A 14,904-nucleotide genomic window follows, 5' to 3' on the forward strand; every position below is an offset into this window, starting at 1 on the left:
AAACATGATGCAGTCCGATGTAATTGAAGCCGACCTGAACCGAATTACCGTGACCGACCCTTTCCTGGGGGAGTATCAGCGTCTGATTCGCGATGTCGTCATTCCTTATCAGTGGCAAGCGCTGAACGACAACATTCCCGATGCGGAGCCAAGCCACGCGCTGGCCAACTACCGCATTGCCGCGGGATTTGAGGATGGCCAATTTTACGGTATGGTTTTTCAGGATAGTGATGTCACTAAATGGCTGGAGGCGGTTGCCTGGTCGTTAAGCCAAAAACCTGACGCAACTCTGGAACAGACCGCTGACGAAGTGATTGAACTGCTGGCGCAAGCGCAGTGCGAAGATGGCTACTTAAATACGTGGTACACCGTCAAAGAACCGGGTCAGCGCTGGACTAACCTTGCGGAATGCCACGAGCTCTACTGCGCCGGGCATCTTTTTGAAGCCGCGGTCGCTTTTTACAACGCCACCGGTAAACGACGTTTGCTGGAAATTGCCTGCCGCTTTGCCGACTACATTGCTACCGTCTTCGGGCCTAATCCCGGACAGCTTCGCGGCTATCCCGGACACCCGGAAATCGAACTGGCGCTGATGCGCCTGTATGAAGTCACCCGGGAACCCCGCTATCAGGCACTGGCCTGCTTCTTCGTCGAGGAGCGTGGCAAGCAGCCCTACTATTACGATATTGAGTTCGAAAAACGCGGCGGCACCCGGCACTGGATCGGCTGGGGCGACGCCTGGCCGGGAATGATAAAAGATAAAACTTACACTCATGCGCACAAACCGCTCTCCGAACAGCACGAAGCGGTCGGCCATGCCGTACGTTCGGTCTACCTGATGACCGGCCTGGCGCATATCGCCCGCATAACGCGTGACGAAGAGAAACGACAGACCTGCCTGCGAGTCTGGAACAACATGGTACAGCGGCGGATGTATATCACCGGAGGAATCGGCTCGCAGGGGATCGGCGAAGCTTTTACCAGCGACTACGATTTACCCAACGATACTGCCTACGGCGAGAGCTGCGCATCAATTGGCCTGATGATGTTCGCCCGTCGGATGCTGGAAATGAAAGGCGATGCGCACTATGCCGACGTGATGGAACGCGCTTTTTACAATACGGTACTCGGCGGGATGGCGCTGGACGGTAAACACTTTTTTTATGTTAACCCGCTGGAAACTTACCCGAAAAGCATCCCGCATAATCATATTTATGACCATATCAAACCGGTTCGCCAGCGCTGGTTTGGCTGCGCCTGCTGTCCGCCGAACATCGCACGCACGCTGGTGGCAATCGGTCACTACCTGTTTACGCCACGCCGTGACGCGCTGTTTATCAATTTCTACGCCAGGAGCGAAGCGCAGTTCACCATTAACGACCAGCGGCTGATGCTAAAAATCAGCGGTAACTATCCGTGGGATGACGAGGTTAACATCACATTCAGCCACCCGCAGGCCGTTCAGCATACGCTGGCGCTGCGTCTGCCGGAGTGGTGCGAAGCCCCGCTGGTGCTCGTCAACGGGGATGCCGCACAGGGCGAAACGCTGAAAGGCTATCTGCATATTACACGCCAGTGGCGACAGGGAGACGTTATTACGCTGCGTCTGCCGATGACTATTCGCCGCGTCTACGCTAACCCGCTGGTGCGCCACAATGCGGGTAAAGTCGCCATTCAGCGCGGACCGCTGGTTTACTGCCTGGAAGAGGCGGATAACGGTGCCGAACTGCACAATCTGTCGCTGCCGAAAGAGAGCGTACTGCATGCAACCCGGGGCACAGGCTTACTAAAGGACAAAATAGTGCTGCAGGCGGAGGGACTTCGCCTGCTGACCGCGCAGGAGGATAAACCGCTGTACAGCTTCGACCAGCGCCAGACGGAGGTGGAGAAACAGACCTTAACCTTCATTCCATGGTTCAGCTGGGCCAACCGTGGCGAAGGCGAAATGCGGATTTGGCTCAACGAGGCCTGACCTCTATAAACAAAAAGCCCGCGGCCATCAGACCGCGGGCTTTTAACAAATCAAAGGATTACCCTTCGTTGTGCATCTCTAAATTTTCGACTTCGTTCTGCAGCTGAACCGCTTTCGCATCGTCGTTACGCAGGGAGTCGAGATAATCCAGATACTGCTGATCGACATCTTTAGTCACGTAGATACCGTTGAACACCGAGCACTCAAACTGCTGAATATCCGGATTCTCAGCGCGAACCGCGTCAATCAGATCGTCCAGATCCTGGAAAATCAAGCCATCTGCACCGATGATCTGGCGAATCTCATCGACTTCACGCCCGTGAGCAATCAGCTCGTTGGCGGTCGGCATATCGATGCCATACACGTTCGGGAAGCGAATTTCCGGCGCAGCGGAAGCCAGATACACTTTCTTCGCTCCGGCTTCGCGCGCCATTTCGATAATCTGCTCAGAAGTAGTGCCGCGGACGATGGAGTCGTCCACCAGCAGCACGTTCTTATCGCGGAATTCGGCGCGGTTGGCGTTCAGCTTACGGCGCACGGACTTACGGCGCAGCTGCTGGCCCGGCATGATAAAGGTGCGGCCAACGTAGCGGTTTTTAACAAAACCCTGGCGATACGGCTTGTCGAGGATACGGGCAATTTCCAGCGCGATATCGCAGGAGGTTTCCGGAATAGGAATAACCACGTCGATATCCAGATCTTCCCACTCGCGGGCAATCTTCTCGCCAAGCTTCGTGCCCATATTGACGCGGGCGCTGTAAACGGAAATTTTGTCGATGAAGGAGTCCGGACGCGCAAAGTAGACGTACTCGAACAGGCACGGGTTGCTGACCGGGTTCTCTGCGCACTGGCGAGTAAACAGCTGGCCTTTTTCGGTGATATACACCGCTTCGCCAGGCGCTACGTCGCGCAGAAATTCAAAGCCCAGCGTATCCAGCGCCACGCTTTCCGAGGCGACCATATACTCGGTGCGGCCATCGCCGATATCGCGCTTGCCCAGCACCAGCGGGCGGATGCCGTTCGGGTCGCGGAAGGCGACCATACCGTGGCCGATAATCATCGCCACGCAGGCGTAAGCGCCGCGAATCTGACGGTTAGTGGCGGCAATCGCCGCAAAAATGTTGTCTGCTTCCAGCGGATAATTGCGGAAATTGTCCAGCTCGCTGGCGAAGATATTCAGCAGAATTTCGGAATCAGAGGTGGTGTTGATGTGGCGGCGTTTTTCTTCAAACAGCTTTTTACGCAGCTCGTGAGCGTTAGTCAGGTTACCGTTGTGCGCCAACGTAATGCCGTACGGCGAGTTGACGTAAAAAGGCTGAGCTTCGGAGGCGCTGGAGCTGCCAGCCGTCGGGTAACGAACGTGACCAATACCCATATTGCCCTGCATACGCTGCATATGACGAGCTTCAAATACGTCGCTCACCAGTCCGTTCGCCTTACGCAAACGGAAACAGTTGTTCGCATCAATGGTAATGATGCCTGCGGCATCCTGGCCACGATGCTGAAGCACCGTTAACGCGTCATAAATCGACTGGTTTACCGGCATAACACCGGCGATACCGACAATACCGCACATACGTCTTTTCCTCGTTAAGCTACATCCCAACGCTTATGCTTTGGGCAAGAAACTTGACGAGCTCTGCAGATAGTCAAAGAACCATCTGATAACGAAACTGAACTGCGGGATAAGCTCAGACTTTTGCCAGTCTTCGCTTTTCGCCATGCTGGTAAAGCTATCGAGAAAGAACAGAATCGCTGAGACGATTAGTACCCCACGCAGGGCGCCAAAGCAGATCCCTAACACCCTGTCGGTACCCGACAGGCCGGTTTTTTCCACCAGCTGGCCTATCACAAAGTTAACGATAGCGCCGACGATAAGCGTCGCGATAAACAGTATCGCGATAGCAATCCCATTTCGGACCAGTTCGTCTTCAAAGCCCGTGAACCAGACAGCCAGGTAAGTGTAGTAATGACTGGCAACAAAGAAAGCGCATCCCCAGGTTACCAGTGATAAAGCTTCACGAACAAAGCCGCGGATCAGGCTGACCAAAGAGGAAAAACCAATCACCGCAATTATGGCGTAATCAATCCAGACCATATACGTCCCACGATTTTACGCCCTGTCGTCCGGTTCGGGGCGCATTCTAACAGAAAAAGAAAACGTTTGCGTAGGGATTTCCGTGCCCTACATAAATAAAAATGGCGCTGAAAAAACATTCAACGCCATACTGCCTTTCGCCTCTTCAGGGCGCGTCAGACAGGGGTTTCAGCACTCTTCCGTTTTAAAAAAGAGAGCGTTAGTTTGGGCTATAGCCCATGACCACACCGCTGAGTCCCGAAAGCTGCTTCAGTTCACCAAGCTGGCCTTTCAGCTTATCTTTCGAGGTATCTGGCCCCACGAGGATACGGGTGATTTTACCCTGCACCGGCGTTGAAGGCGACGTGTAAACCTTAAAGCCGGAAGCGCGCAGTTTACTCACAATCTCGTTGACCTTATCGGCGTTCTTGAGCGCCCCCAGCTGTACAACGTAGGCCTTACCGGTCGGCGCCGGAATTTCGGCCTGCTGCTGTGGTTTAGGCGGCGGCGTCTGCGCCGCGACCTGCTGCTGCGGCTGTGGCTGCGCTTTCTCAACCGGCTTCGGCTTAGGTTTCGGCTGTGGCTTAGGCGTCACAACCGGCTCCTGGGCCACTGCAAAACTATTGTTGTTCACCGGTATCCGCGACGGATCCAGCGATGGCGCGGCGGCATCGCCGGCTCTTACCTCTTCAGCCGCCCCTTCCGGAGGCTGAGAAGGCAACGCCTGAGTCGCTGCTGGTAGCATATCCGGCTCATCGCGGTCCCCCGGCTTTGGCACCAGAGGGATCGCAGCGAACTCATCCTGATAATGTTTTTTCTGCCCATCCAGCAGCCCTGGCAGGATAATCACCCCCAGCGCCACCAGTACAATTGTCCCGACTAAACGGTTCTGAAACTTACTCGCCACCGATTCTCCCCGCGTCTATCTCTTCCATTACATGCGCTACCGTGTGGAATGAACCACAGACCAGCACCGTATCTTCAGGCCTGGCATCCGCCATTGCGGCATGCCACGCCTGCGCAACGCTGATATAAGCTTTGCCTGCGCGTAAATGTTCCAGCAGCTGCTCCGCCGTAGCGCCGCGCGGCCCTTCCAGCGGTGCGCAGTACCACGCGTCAACTTCCGCCTGCAAATTTGCCAGCGTACCTGCGATATCCTTATCATGCAGCATACCAACAACCGCCAGCACGCGCCCCGTTTTCGATAAGGTTTTGAGACGGCCGGCGAGATATGCCGCCGCGTGCGGGTTATGGGCAACGTCAAGGATCAGCCGCGGATGGTGGCTGATTATCTGGAAACGTCCCGGCAGCATCGCATTCTGAATGCCGTCGCGAATCGCCTGCTCACTCACCTTAAGCCCGCTGGCGCGTATAGCGGCGAGCGCGGTTGCCGCGTTCGGCATCGGCACCTGCGGCAGCGGCAGGTCGTTCAACGCGCCGAGCCTATCGTGGAAGGACCAGCTTTGTTCCCCGGCGTCATACCGCCAGTCAACGTTGCGGCGCAGGAGCTGCGCGCCTTTTTCGCTCGCCACCTCGGCAATGGTCTGCGGCATATCGGGCTCACCGACGATAGCCGGTTTACCGGCGCGGAAAATACCCGCTTTTTCCCGGCCGATGCTTTCGCGATCGGGCCCCAGCCAGTCCGTATGATCGAGCGCGATACTGGTCACTACCGCCGTATCAGCATCGACGATATTGGTCGCATCAAGCCGGCCGCCAAGGCCCACCTCAAGAATCACCACATCCAGCTGCGCCTGCTGAAACAGCCACAGCGCGGATAACGTACCAAACTCAAAATAGCTCAGGGAAATCTCGCCGCGCGCGGCCTCAATTTCGGCAAAAGAGGTCGTATGCGCCAGCTCCGACAGCTCTTCCCCCTGTATGCGCACCCGCTCGGTGTAGCGCACCAGATGCGGTGAGCTGTACACACCAACTTTAAAACCCGCCGCCATCAGTACCGATTCCAGGGTACAGCAGGTGGTGCCTTTACCGTTGGTTCCCGCCACCGTAAACACAAACGGCGCCGGTTTTAACACCGCCATCCGCTTCGCTACCTCGCTGACGCGCGCCAGCCCGAGATCGATAGTTTTGCTGTGCAGATGCTCCAGATAAGAAAGCCACGTAGCCAGGGGCGACGTGGCCTGAGGAATAGGTTGTTTTTCCATGATGTCCGGCAAGCGTTAAGATAACTATGCGTATAAAAAAGGGCAGCGCCGTCAGGCCTGCCCTCTCCATTATCAGGCCTCTGGTTCCTGATCCGGCACCGGTGGCACCACCTCGCCTTCGTGAACGGGTTCCGGATTTGGCGCCGGAAGGTTCATTAGCTTCGCCAGTATACTGGCCAGCTTCAGACGCATTTCCGGGCGGCGAACGATCATATCGATCGCCCCTTTCTCAATCAGGAACTCACTGCGCTGGAATCCCGGCGGCAGCTTCTCACGAACGGTCTGTTCGATAACGCGAGGACCGGCAAAACCGATCAGCGCTTTCGGCTCCGCGATGTTCAAATCGCCCAGCATCGCAAAGCTCGCCGATACGCCGCCCATGGTTGGGTCGGTCAGCACGGAGATATATGGCAGCCCGCGCTCCTGCATTTTCGCCAGCGCAGCAGAGGTTTTCGCCATCTGCATCAGCGACATCAGCGCTTCCTGCATACGCGCGCCGCCGGATGCAGAGAAGCAAATCAGCGGGCAGTTGTCTTCCAGTGCCTGTTCAACCGCACGAACAAAGCGCGCGCCGACCACGGAACCCATTGAACCACCCATAAAGGAGAATTCGAAAGCAGCGGCAACAACCGGCATCTCATGCAGGGTGCCTTTCATCACCACCAGCGCGTCTTTTTCGCCAGTCTCTTTCTGGGCTGATGCCAGACGGTCTTTATACTTTTTCGAATCGCGGAACTTCAGCACATCTTTCGGCTCGAGCTCGCTTCCCAGTTCCACAAGGGAACCTTCGTCCAGCAGGCTATGCAGGCGGTTGCGCGCCGTCATACGCATGTGGTGATCGCACTTAGGGCAAACCTCCAGGTTGCGCTCCAGCTCTGCGCGGTACAATACCTGACCGCAGCTGTCGCACTTGGTCCATACACCTTCAGGGATACTTGCCTTACGGGTGGGGGTTATATTGCTTTTAATTCGTTCAATCCAGCTCATTGATAACCTTTCTACCTGAACCTGGTCGATGCCAGTTTTGTCGCAAGGGGCGCATAATGCCATTTTTGCCCCTCACAGACCATGAATGTTGCACATTAAATCATAACATCCCGTAACATGGGATAAAAAAGTGGTCGAACCGCTCACACTTCACTCTTCGGACGGCGGCATACCGTCCGAAGTTAATTGTCGCGTTATTTGGCCTGTTTTGCTGCCGCCCGCTTGTGGCGGATGACTTCAATGACGCCAGGCAATACGGACAGGACGATAATCGCCACAATCAGCAGCTTAAGGTTTTCCTGAACGATCGGCAAATCGCCGAACAGGTAACCCGCATAGGTGAACAGCAGTACCCAAAGCAGCGCGCCGGCGACGTTATACATCGCAAAATGACGATAGGACATATGCCCCATTCCCGCCACAAACGGCGCAAAAGTTCTGACGATCGGCACAAAGCGCGCCAGAATGATGGTTTTACCGCCGTGACGTTCGTAAAAGCTGTGGGTCTTATCGAGATAGCTGCGGCGGAAAATTTTCGAATTGGGATTGCTGAAGAGCTTTTCACCAAACAACCGGCCAATCGTGTAGTTCAGCGCATCGCCAATAATCGCCGCAATGACCATCAACAGCACCATTAAATGTACGTTGAGATCGTTAGTCGGCAGCGCAGAGATCGCGCCCGCCACAAACAGCAGAGAGTCTCCCGGCAGAAACGGCGTGACCACCAGACCGGTTTCGCAGAACAAAATCAAAAACAAAATCGCGTATACCCAAATACCGTACTCCGCGACCAGTTCAGCCAGATGCACATCAATGTGCAGGATAAAATCAATTACAAAGTGAATCAGGTCCATAGTTTGCGTTAGCCCTTAATAACCCGGTTAGTCCGCCAAAAACAGCGGGCCCATCGGCATCACCGGGAGGTCGTAGCGTGCCGGGTAGTCCACCGACACCAGATACAATCCTTCCGCCTTTGCCGTTGCGGCGGCAAGCGTCCTGTCTTTTGCCGCCAGAAGTTCTGCAATCCAGCTCTCTGGCTGGTTACCGGCACCTACTTCCATCAGACTGCCAACAATATTCCTTACCATATGATGTACAAAAGCGTTTGCTTTGATGTCCACCACCACATATGCACCATAACGAGTGACGTTAATGTGCATCACGTTACGCCACGGCGTGCGCGACTGGCACTGCACCGCACGAAACGAGGTGAAATCATTTTCTCCCAGCAGACACTGCGCGGCGCGCTGCATTCGCTCAGCATCCAGCGGGAGATAATAGTGGGTTACGCCGCGACTTAATACCGCCGGCCGCAGACGATGATTATAGATAACATAACGATAGCGCCGCGCCGTGGCGCTGAAGCGGGCGTGAAAATCTTCCGGAACACGCTTCACCCAGCGAACCGCGATATCGCCGGGTAGATTCGCATTGACGCCCAGCGTCCATGCGGCATCCTGACGCTGCGCGCGCGTTTCAAAATGCACTACCTGACCGGTACCATGAACGCCGGCGTCCGTACGGCCCGCACAAAAGACGTTCACTGGCTCATTCGCCACCTGCGAAAGGGCCTTTTCCAGCTTCTCCTGCACGCTGCGTACTTCATTCTGCCGCTGCCAGCCATAGTACTTGCTGCCATCATATTCGATGCCCAGCGCGATTTTATAAACCGGCGGCAGCTCCATCTCCGACATCAGTACAGATACTCCTGAACCAGCTTCTCAGCAATTTTCACCGCCATCAGCGCGCCGCCAAAACGGACGTTATCGGCGACTGACCAGAACTGTACCTGCTCCGGCATACCGTAATCATTATGTACGCAGCCGACGGAAAGACGCGCGTTACCGGAAGCATCGCCAACCTGAGTCGGGAATTCGCCTTCTTCGGACAGCTCGATATCTTCGCCGCGGCTAAAGGCATCGCGCGCCTCTTCGGCCGCCAGCGGCCGCTGCGCTTCAAAACTCACCATCTGCGCGTGGCCGTAGAACACCGGCGACTGAACGACGCTTGCGGAGATCATCAGGCCGTCATCCTGCAAAATTTTGCGGGCTTCATCGACGATACGGCGCTCTTCGCGCACGCTTCCTTCACGATCGGGCAGCAGCGGCAACATATTGAACGCCAGCTGGCGACCAAAGAAATCATCTTCATCGATCGGAATGCCGTTAAGCAATTTGGCGCTCTGACCCGCCAGCGCATCAACCGCTTTTTTTCCGTGAGCGGAGGCAGACAGCAGGTTGGTCACGCTGATGCGCGCCAGGCCGCCCCGATCGATCAGCGGTTTCAACGCCGACAGCAGCTGGCTGGTCAGACTGTTTGGCACAGCAATAACGTTACGATTGCGGTAATCCGCCAATACAAATGGGTTAACATCCGGCACCACCAGCGGCACGTCCGGCTCCAGCGCAAACAGACCGCTTAAATCAATGACCAGGCAGCCCGCATTCGTAGCCTCTTCAACATACGCGGCAGTCGCTTCGACACCGGCGGCAAAAAAGGCCAACTGGACCTGGGTCCAGTCAAACTCGGCGGCGTCCTGAACGATAACCGACTTGCCTGAAAAACGCAGATGTTCACCGGCGCTATCGCTACGCGCCAGGGCATAAATATCCCCCACCGGGAACTGACGATCGGCAAGCGTTTCGAACAGGGCTTCGCCTACGGCGCCCGTTGCGCCCAGTACGGCAATATTCCAGCCTTCAGACATGGTGGTGTACTCCAGAAAAAAGCGGCCCTGCCGGATTATCCGGCAGGAGCATTAAGATGATATTAACGAACAGGATGATGTACGGCGTTAAAGCCCAGCTGGCGCAGCAGCGTCGCCGCCTGGGCATCGCTGCACTGCACGTACAGCGAAGACCATTCTCGGCGTTCCTGGTAATTCTTGCGCAGCTTGTCGAACTCGCCCGCAACGCCCGCGACTTTTCGCAGCGGCGCATCATCGCGGCGCACATCATACACCAAATGCGCCAGCCGTTTTAGCGTTGCCTGATCGAGCGGCCCGTGCAGCGTAATGCGGCCAAACTCCGGCGCCGGTAGCAGCGTGTCCAGCGCCACCTGCTGCGGGTGGCCAATAAACGCGCTATAGGCTTCAAAAACCTGCGTCGTACCGCGCGCTTTTCCTTCAAGGGTGTAACCGGCAATATGCGGAGTACCGATATCAACCCGCTGGAGCAATTCGGTATTTAAGTGCGGCTCCGGCTCCCAGACATCCAGTACCACGCTTAACGACTGATTTGCCTGTAATCGTTTAAGCAACGCGGCGTTATCCACCACCGCCCCACGGCAGGCGTTGATTAAAATCGTCCCCGGCTGCAGGCGGCTTATCAGCGCCTCATCCGCCAGGTGTAGCGTTTTATACTGCCCTTCTTTATAAAGCGGCGTATGGAAAGTCAGGATGTCCGCTTCCTGCACCAGCTCGTCAAGGGTACGGAAATCGCCTTCATCGCCACGATCGGCACGCGGCGGATCGCAAAGCAGCGTTTTAATTCCCAAAGCCTCAAGGCGTTTTTGCAAACGCCCGCCCACGTTGCCGACGCCCACGATCCCGACGGTACGGTCGTTCAGCGCGAAACCATCGCGTTCAGCCAGCATGAGCAGCGCTGAAAAGACATATTCCACCACCGCAATAGCGTTACAGCCCGGCGCCGCGGAAAAGCCGATTCCCGCCTGCTGCAGCCACGCCTGATCGACGTGATCGGTACCTGCCGTCGCAGTGCCAACAAATTTGATAGCCTTGCCGGAGAGCAGCGCTTCGTTAACTTTTGTGACCGAGCGAACCATCAGCGCATCGGCATTATTCAACGCTTCGACCGGGACAGGACGACCAGCAACGGCCTTCACTTCCCCCAGGCGGCTAAAAAGCTCACGCGCATAGGGCATATTTTCATCAACGAGGATTTTCACGGTTCAGTACCTGTCTGAGAGCGAGAGTAAACCGGGGAAGTGTGCCATAATCTGCCCGCCAGGAACATCACCACCCGGCCCTTAGTACAGTAATTTAGTACAGCAATACGCAAAGGATTAATCATGACGCATCCCGTTTCAGGTATGTCCGATCGCCCTCCGGGGACAGGCGAACCTCCGCTCACCACTCAGCAGCGTACCGCGCTTGAGCGCCTTATTACGCGCCTGGTGGCCTTAACATCGCAGCAGAATGCGGAAGTATGGGCCTGCGTGAGACACGATCTGAGCCTGAAAAATGACGCCCCGCTGCTGGCAAGCCATTTTGCCGCCGCCGAGTCCAGCCTGAATCAGCGCTTAATCCTCGCCCAACAAAATCATCACCGTCGGCAAATTCTGGCGCAGCTGAGCGATCTGCTGAATCAGGGTAACAACCGTCAGGCGGTTAGCGATTACATTCGTCAGCATGACGGTCAAACCGCGCTGCACGGCTTAACCCTGCCGCAGCTGGAGAATATTCTGCAGCTGCTGCAAAGCGGTCAACTCTCGATTCCTCAGCCCCAGCAGCGTCCGCCAACCCATCGCCCGCTGCTGCCAGCGGAGCACAATACGCTCAATCAACAGGTGACCAAACTTGCCGCTGCCACCGGCGAGTCCAGCAAGCTTATCTGGCAGTCGATGCTGGAACTAAGCGGCGTCAAAAGCGGAGAGCTGATCCCGGCGACCCATTTCACCCCCCTCTCTTACTGGCTCCACGCGCGGCAAACGCTCAGCACGCAGGCTACGCCGACGCTGACGTCATTGCAGGCTGCGTTGAAGCAGCCGCTTGAAGCCGCAGAGTGGCAAAAAGTGATGGATTTTGCGCAAACCAGCTGGCATGCGACGGCGCAAACGCCGCTCAGCGCCGCGCAGTTGTTGACGCTGCTTAACAAAATTTTCGTGCTCAGGGTCGCCAGAGCGCAGGAGACGCTGGCAATTCCGCCGGTTCAGGAGCCACCTTCATCACCGTGGCAAGCGTTTAAAAAGCCGTGGGCTATCGCGCTGGCGTTGCTCGTGGTGCTTATTCTGCTGTGGCTGGTGATTTAGACATCGAGAGTCGGCCCGCGTGTCGGGCCGAAGCGGTGACCTATTTGCGCAGCGAAAGCAGCGTAATCAGAATCCCCAGTACTGCGCATATTGCCGCAGCCAGGAAAACGGAAGAGTAGCCTAAAGAAGTGGCGAGCAGCCCGGCAAGCGGGCCGCTGATGCCGTAGGAGATATCCTGAAACGCAGCGTATCCGCCAAGCGCCGTACCTCGTACCTGCGGCGGTACCCGTTTTACGACCTCAACGCCCAGCGCCGGGAAAATAAGCGAACAACCGCAGCCGGTTAGTGCGGCCCCAGCCAGCGCAATCCAGGCATTTGGCGCCTGCCACAGCAGAGCCAGCCCTATTGCTTCAATCACCAGTGAAATGATGGCCACTTTCACGCCGCCAAAGCGATCCGGCATCCAGCCAAACAGTATGCGCATCAGCACAAACGCTCCGCCAAACGCGGTCAGCGTAAAACCGGCCATCGCCCAGCCGTTGCTGGCGAAATACAAAGAGACGAATGTACCGATCACCGCGAAACCGACGCCCTGTAATCCGAGACCGATACCGGGCCGCCAGATCATGCCCACCACGCTCCACAGCGACGGGCGCTCGCCTCCATGGGCCGGAATTTTACGCACCGTGCCGTTAATCGCCCAGGCCACAAGCGGCAGTACCATGGTGACGCCGGCCAGCGCCGCGACGCCAAAATGGCTGTAAATCAGCAACCCCAGCGGAGCCCCCGCCGCCAGCGAGCCGTATATCGCCATGCCGTTCCACGACATCACTTTCCCGGAACGCATGGGGCCTACCAGGCCCATTCCCCAGCTTAAATTACCGGTAAGCAGCTGGCTCTCACCAAAACCGAGGATCAGGCGCCCCAGTACCAGCAGGCCAAACTTTGCCATAACGGGCACCGGCAGCAGCGCGGCGCATAACCAGGCGCCTCCCGCCAGCGCACAGGCCAGCATCCCCTGTAGCACAGAGCGCTTCGCGCCGTACTGATCGGCCAGACGACCGGCGTAGCCGCGGGTTAATACGGTCGCCAGAAACTGGATACCGACGGCGATGCCTACCATAGTATTGCCGAATTCCAGTTCATGATGGACGAACAAGGGGATAACCGGTAACGGCAACCCAACGGTCATATAGGTCAGAAAAACGGCGAAAGTGATCCGAAACAGGGAACCATTCGCTGAAGGGGAATTTTTTGTTTCAGTGACTGCGGACATGCTTTACTCCAGTTCGCAGAGTAAGGCGAGGTGATAGCCACGTCCTCTCCACCTGATAATCAGGGTTAAGGCGCGTTGGATGACGTTAAACGCTTACGCATTATCTGGGAACATAATAATGTGGCAGGAGTTTGCCTTTTCCCGCAGGGGTCTGTCAAGAATACAAAAAAGGGGGCCAACAGGCCCCCTCTTGCAAAGCATGCTCGTTATGCGCTGTATTTACGCATTACCAGCGTGGCGTTAGTACCGCCGAAGCCGAAGCTGTTAGACATTACGGTAGTCAGCGCGCGCTCGGTAGTCTCGGTCACGATATTCAGACCGGCGGCCTGTTCGTCCATCTCTTCAATGTTGATGCTCGGAGCGATAAAGCCGTGTTCCAGCATCAGCAGGGAGTAGATTGCTTCCTGTACGCCAGCTGCGCCCAGGGAGTGGCCGGTCATCGCTTTCGTGGCGGAGATTGCCGGGCTGTTATCGCCAAAGACTTCACGGATCGCACCCAGCTCCTTCACGTCGCCAACCGGCGTTGAAGTACCGTGTGAGTTCAAGTAATCAATCGGAGTATCAACGCCGTGCATCGCCATCTTCATGCAGCGAACCGCGCCTTCACCTGATGGGGCAACCATATCTGCGCCATCGGACGTTGCGCCGTAGCCAACGATTTCCGCATAGATGTGCGCGCCGCGCGCCAGGGCATGTTCCAGTTCTTCAACCACGACCATACCGCCGCCGCCCGCGATAACGAAACCATCACGGTGGGTATCATAAGTACGGGACGCTTTATCCGGCGTTTCGTTGTATTTGGTAGACAGTGCGCCCATCGCATCGAATTCGCACGCCATTTCCCAGCACAGTTCTTCACCGCCGCCAGCAAACACGATGTCCTGTTTGCCCAGCTGAATTTGTTCAACTGCGTTACCGATGCAGTGCGCGGAAGTCGCACATGCGGAGCTGATAGAGTAGTTCACGCCGTAGATTTTGAACGGTGTGGCCAGGCAAGCGGATACCGCTGACGCCATCGCTTTGGTGACCACATAAGGACCAACGGCTTTCAGACCGCGCGGACTGCGCATAGCATCAGCGCCGAAAACCTGAGATTTCGAAGAACCGCCAGAACCGGCAATCAGGCCCACGCGTGGGTTTTGCTGATAGACCTCATCTTTCAGGCCAGCATCTTCAATTGCCTGCTGCATGGAAAGATAGGAATAGATAGAGGCATCGTTCATGAAACGAACCACTTTACGGTCGATCAAACCGGCGGTATCCAGTTTGACGTTGCCCCATACGTGGCTGCGCATTCCTGAATCTTTAAACTCTTCAGAGAAAGTGATCCCGGAGCGTCCTTCACGCAGAGATGCCAGGACTTCCTGCTGGTTATTACCAATACTGGAAACGATGCCCAGGCCAGTAATCACTGCACGTTTCATTCAATACCTCTGTAAGTCGCACTATATTAAGTTTCGAGTCGCACAATAGCGTACACTTGTACGCCGAACAAGTC

13 protein-coding genes are annotated in these 14,904 nt (G+C 56.2%); 2 read left to right on the forward strand and 11 right to left on the reverse strand.

The genetic code is table 11. From position 1 onward, the window contains the following. Positions 1–4: 4 nt before the first annotated feature. Positions 5–1,972, forward strand: a complete 1,968-nt coding sequence (locus GJ746_RS17770; RefSeq protein ID WP_154681387.1) for a glycoside hydrolase family 127 protein — start codon at positions 5–7, stop codon at positions 1,970–1,972. Positions 1,973–2,030: 58 nt separating this feature from the next. Here the strand turns inward: GJ746_RS17770 and purF are convergent, their stop codons facing one another. The 9 genes from purF to pdxB all read right to left on the reverse strand — a co-directional run bounded on the left by purF (position 2,031) and on the right by pdxB (position 11,107). Further along, on the reverse strand, positions 2,031–3,548 hold the full coding sequence (purF, locus tag GJ746_RS17775) for an amidophosphoribosyltransferase (RefSeq protein WP_154681388.1): 1,518 nt from the start codon (positions 3,546–3,548) through the stop codon (positions 2,031–2,033). 33 nt (positions 3,549–3,581) lie between these two features. Beyond that, positions 3,582–4,070 (reverse strand): colicin V production protein, encoded by a 489-nt coding sequence (cvpA, locus tag GJ746_RS17780; RefSeq protein WP_139539191.1) that lies wholly within the window; start codon positions 4,068–4,070, stop codon positions 3,582–3,584. A 199-nt stretch (positions 4,071–4,269) separates the two neighbouring features. Then, positions 4,270–4,956 carry a cell division protein DedD gene (gene dedD / locus GJ746_RS17785; protein WP_154681389.1) on the reverse strand — a complete coding sequence of 229 codons (687 nt, stop codon included), beginning with the start codon at positions 4,954–4,956 and terminating at the stop codon, positions 4,270–4,272. After that, positions 4,946–6,214: a bifunctional tetrahydrofolate synthase/dihydrofolate synthase gene (gene folC, locus GJ746_RS17790; protein WP_154681390.1), complete on the reverse strand. Its 1,269-nt coding sequence runs from the start codon at positions 6,212–6,214 to the stop codon at positions 4,946–4,948. Before folC ends, dedD begins: the two co-directional genes overlap by 11 nt. Positions 6,215–6,286: 72 nt before the next feature. Continuing rightward, positions 6,287–7,201 (reverse strand): acetyl-CoA carboxylase, carboxyltransferase subunit beta, encoded by a 915-nt coding sequence (gene accD / locus GJ746_RS17795; RefSeq protein WP_154682766.1) that lies wholly within the window; start codon positions 7,199–7,201, stop codon positions 6,287–6,289. A 194-nt stretch (positions 7,202–7,395) separates the two neighbouring features. Further along, positions 7,396–8,055, reverse strand: coding sequence for a DedA family protein (locus tag GJ746_RS17800; protein ID WP_154681391.1), 660 nt, complete (start codon positions 8,053–8,055; stop codon positions 7,396–7,398). 27 nt (positions 8,056–8,082) lie between these two features. Further along, positions 8,083–8,895, reverse strand: a complete 813-nt coding sequence (truA, locus tag GJ746_RS17805; RefSeq protein WP_154681392.1) for a tRNA pseudouridine(38-40) synthase TruA — start codon at positions 8,893–8,895, stop codon at positions 8,083–8,085. Continuing rightward, positions 8,895–9,908, reverse strand: a complete 1,014-nt coding sequence (locus GJ746_RS17810) for an aspartate-semialdehyde dehydrogenase (protein ID WP_154681393.1) — start codon at positions 9,906–9,908, stop codon at positions 8,895–8,897. The genes truA and GJ746_RS17810 overlap by 1 nt, the downstream gene beginning before the upstream one ends. Positions 9,909–9,970: 62 nt before the next feature. Next, a complete protein-coding gene (pdxB, locus tag GJ746_RS17815) occupies positions 9,971–11,107 on the reverse strand; it encodes a 4-phosphoerythronate dehydrogenase PdxB (RefSeq protein ID WP_154681394.1) in 1,137 nt (378 codons plus the stop codon). 123 nt (positions 11,108–11,230) lie between these two features. Between pdxB and flk the strand changes: the two genes are divergently transcribed. Continuing rightward, entirely contained in the window at positions 11,231–12,190 is a 960-nt protein-coding gene (gene flk / locus GJ746_RS17820; protein ID WP_154681395.1) for a flagella biosynthesis regulator Flk, read from the forward strand. 40 nt (positions 12,191–12,230) lie between these two features. Here the strand turns inward: flk and GJ746_RS17825 are convergent, their stop codons facing one another. Further along, positions 12,231–13,406, reverse strand: a complete 1,176-nt coding sequence (locus GJ746_RS17825) for an MFS transporter (protein ID WP_154681396.1) — start codon at positions 13,404–13,406, stop codon at positions 12,231–12,233. Between the two features lie 206 nt (positions 13,407–13,612). Next, a complete protein-coding gene (fabB, locus tag GJ746_RS17830; RefSeq protein WP_154681397.1) occupies positions 13,613–14,830 on the reverse strand; it encodes a beta-ketoacyl-ACP synthase I in 1,218 nt (405 codons plus the stop codon). Between the last annotated feature and the right edge of the window lie 74 nt (positions 14,831–14,904).

This window comes from Klebsiella oxytoca, from assembly GCF_009707385.1.
In the GTDB taxonomy this organism is placed as follows: Bacteria; Pseudomonadota; Gammaproteobacteria; order Enterobacterales; family Enterobacteriaceae; genus Klebsiella; species Klebsiella oxytoca_C.

Coding starts and splice junctions, on each gene's coding strand:
- GJ746_RS17770 (WP_154681387.1), top strand. CDS start 5: ATGATGCAGTCCGATGTAATTGAAGCCGACCTGAACCGAATTACCGTG.
- purF (WP_154681388.1), bottom strand. CDS start 3,548: ATGTGCGGTATTGTCGGTATCGCCGGTGTTATGCCGGTAAACCAGTCG.
- cvpA (WP_139539191.1), bottom strand. CDS start 4,070: ATGGTCTGGATTGATTACGCCATAATTGCGGTGATTGGTTTTTCCTCT.
- folC (WP_154681390.1), bottom strand. CDS start 6,214: ATGGAAAAACAACCTATTCCTCAGGCCACGTCGCCCCTGGCTACGTGG.
- accD (WP_154682766.1), bottom strand. CDS start 7,201: ATGAGCTGGATTGAACGAATTAAAAGCAATATAACCCCCACCCGTAAG.
- GJ746_RS17800 (WP_154681391.1), bottom strand. CDS start 8,055: ATGGACCTGATTCACTTTGTAATTGATTTTATCCTGCACATTGATGTG.
- truA (WP_154681392.1), bottom strand. CDS start 8,895: ATGTCGGAGATGGAGCTGCCGCCGGTTTATAAAATCGCGCTGGGCATC.
- GJ746_RS17810 (WP_154681393.1), bottom strand. CDS start 9,908: ATGTCTGAAGGCTGGAATATTGCCGTACTGGGCGCAACGGGCGCCGTA.
- flk (WP_154681395.1), top strand. CDS start 11,231: ATGACGCATCCCGTTTCAGGTATGTCCGATCGCCCTCCGGGGACAGGC.
- GJ746_RS17825 (WP_154681396.1), bottom strand. CDS start 13,406: ATGTCCGCAGTCACTGAAACAAAAAATTCCCCTTCAGCGAATGGTTCC.
- fabB (WP_154681397.1), bottom strand. CDS start 14,830: ATGAAACGTGCAGTGATTACTGGCCTGGGCATCGTTTCCAGTATTGGT.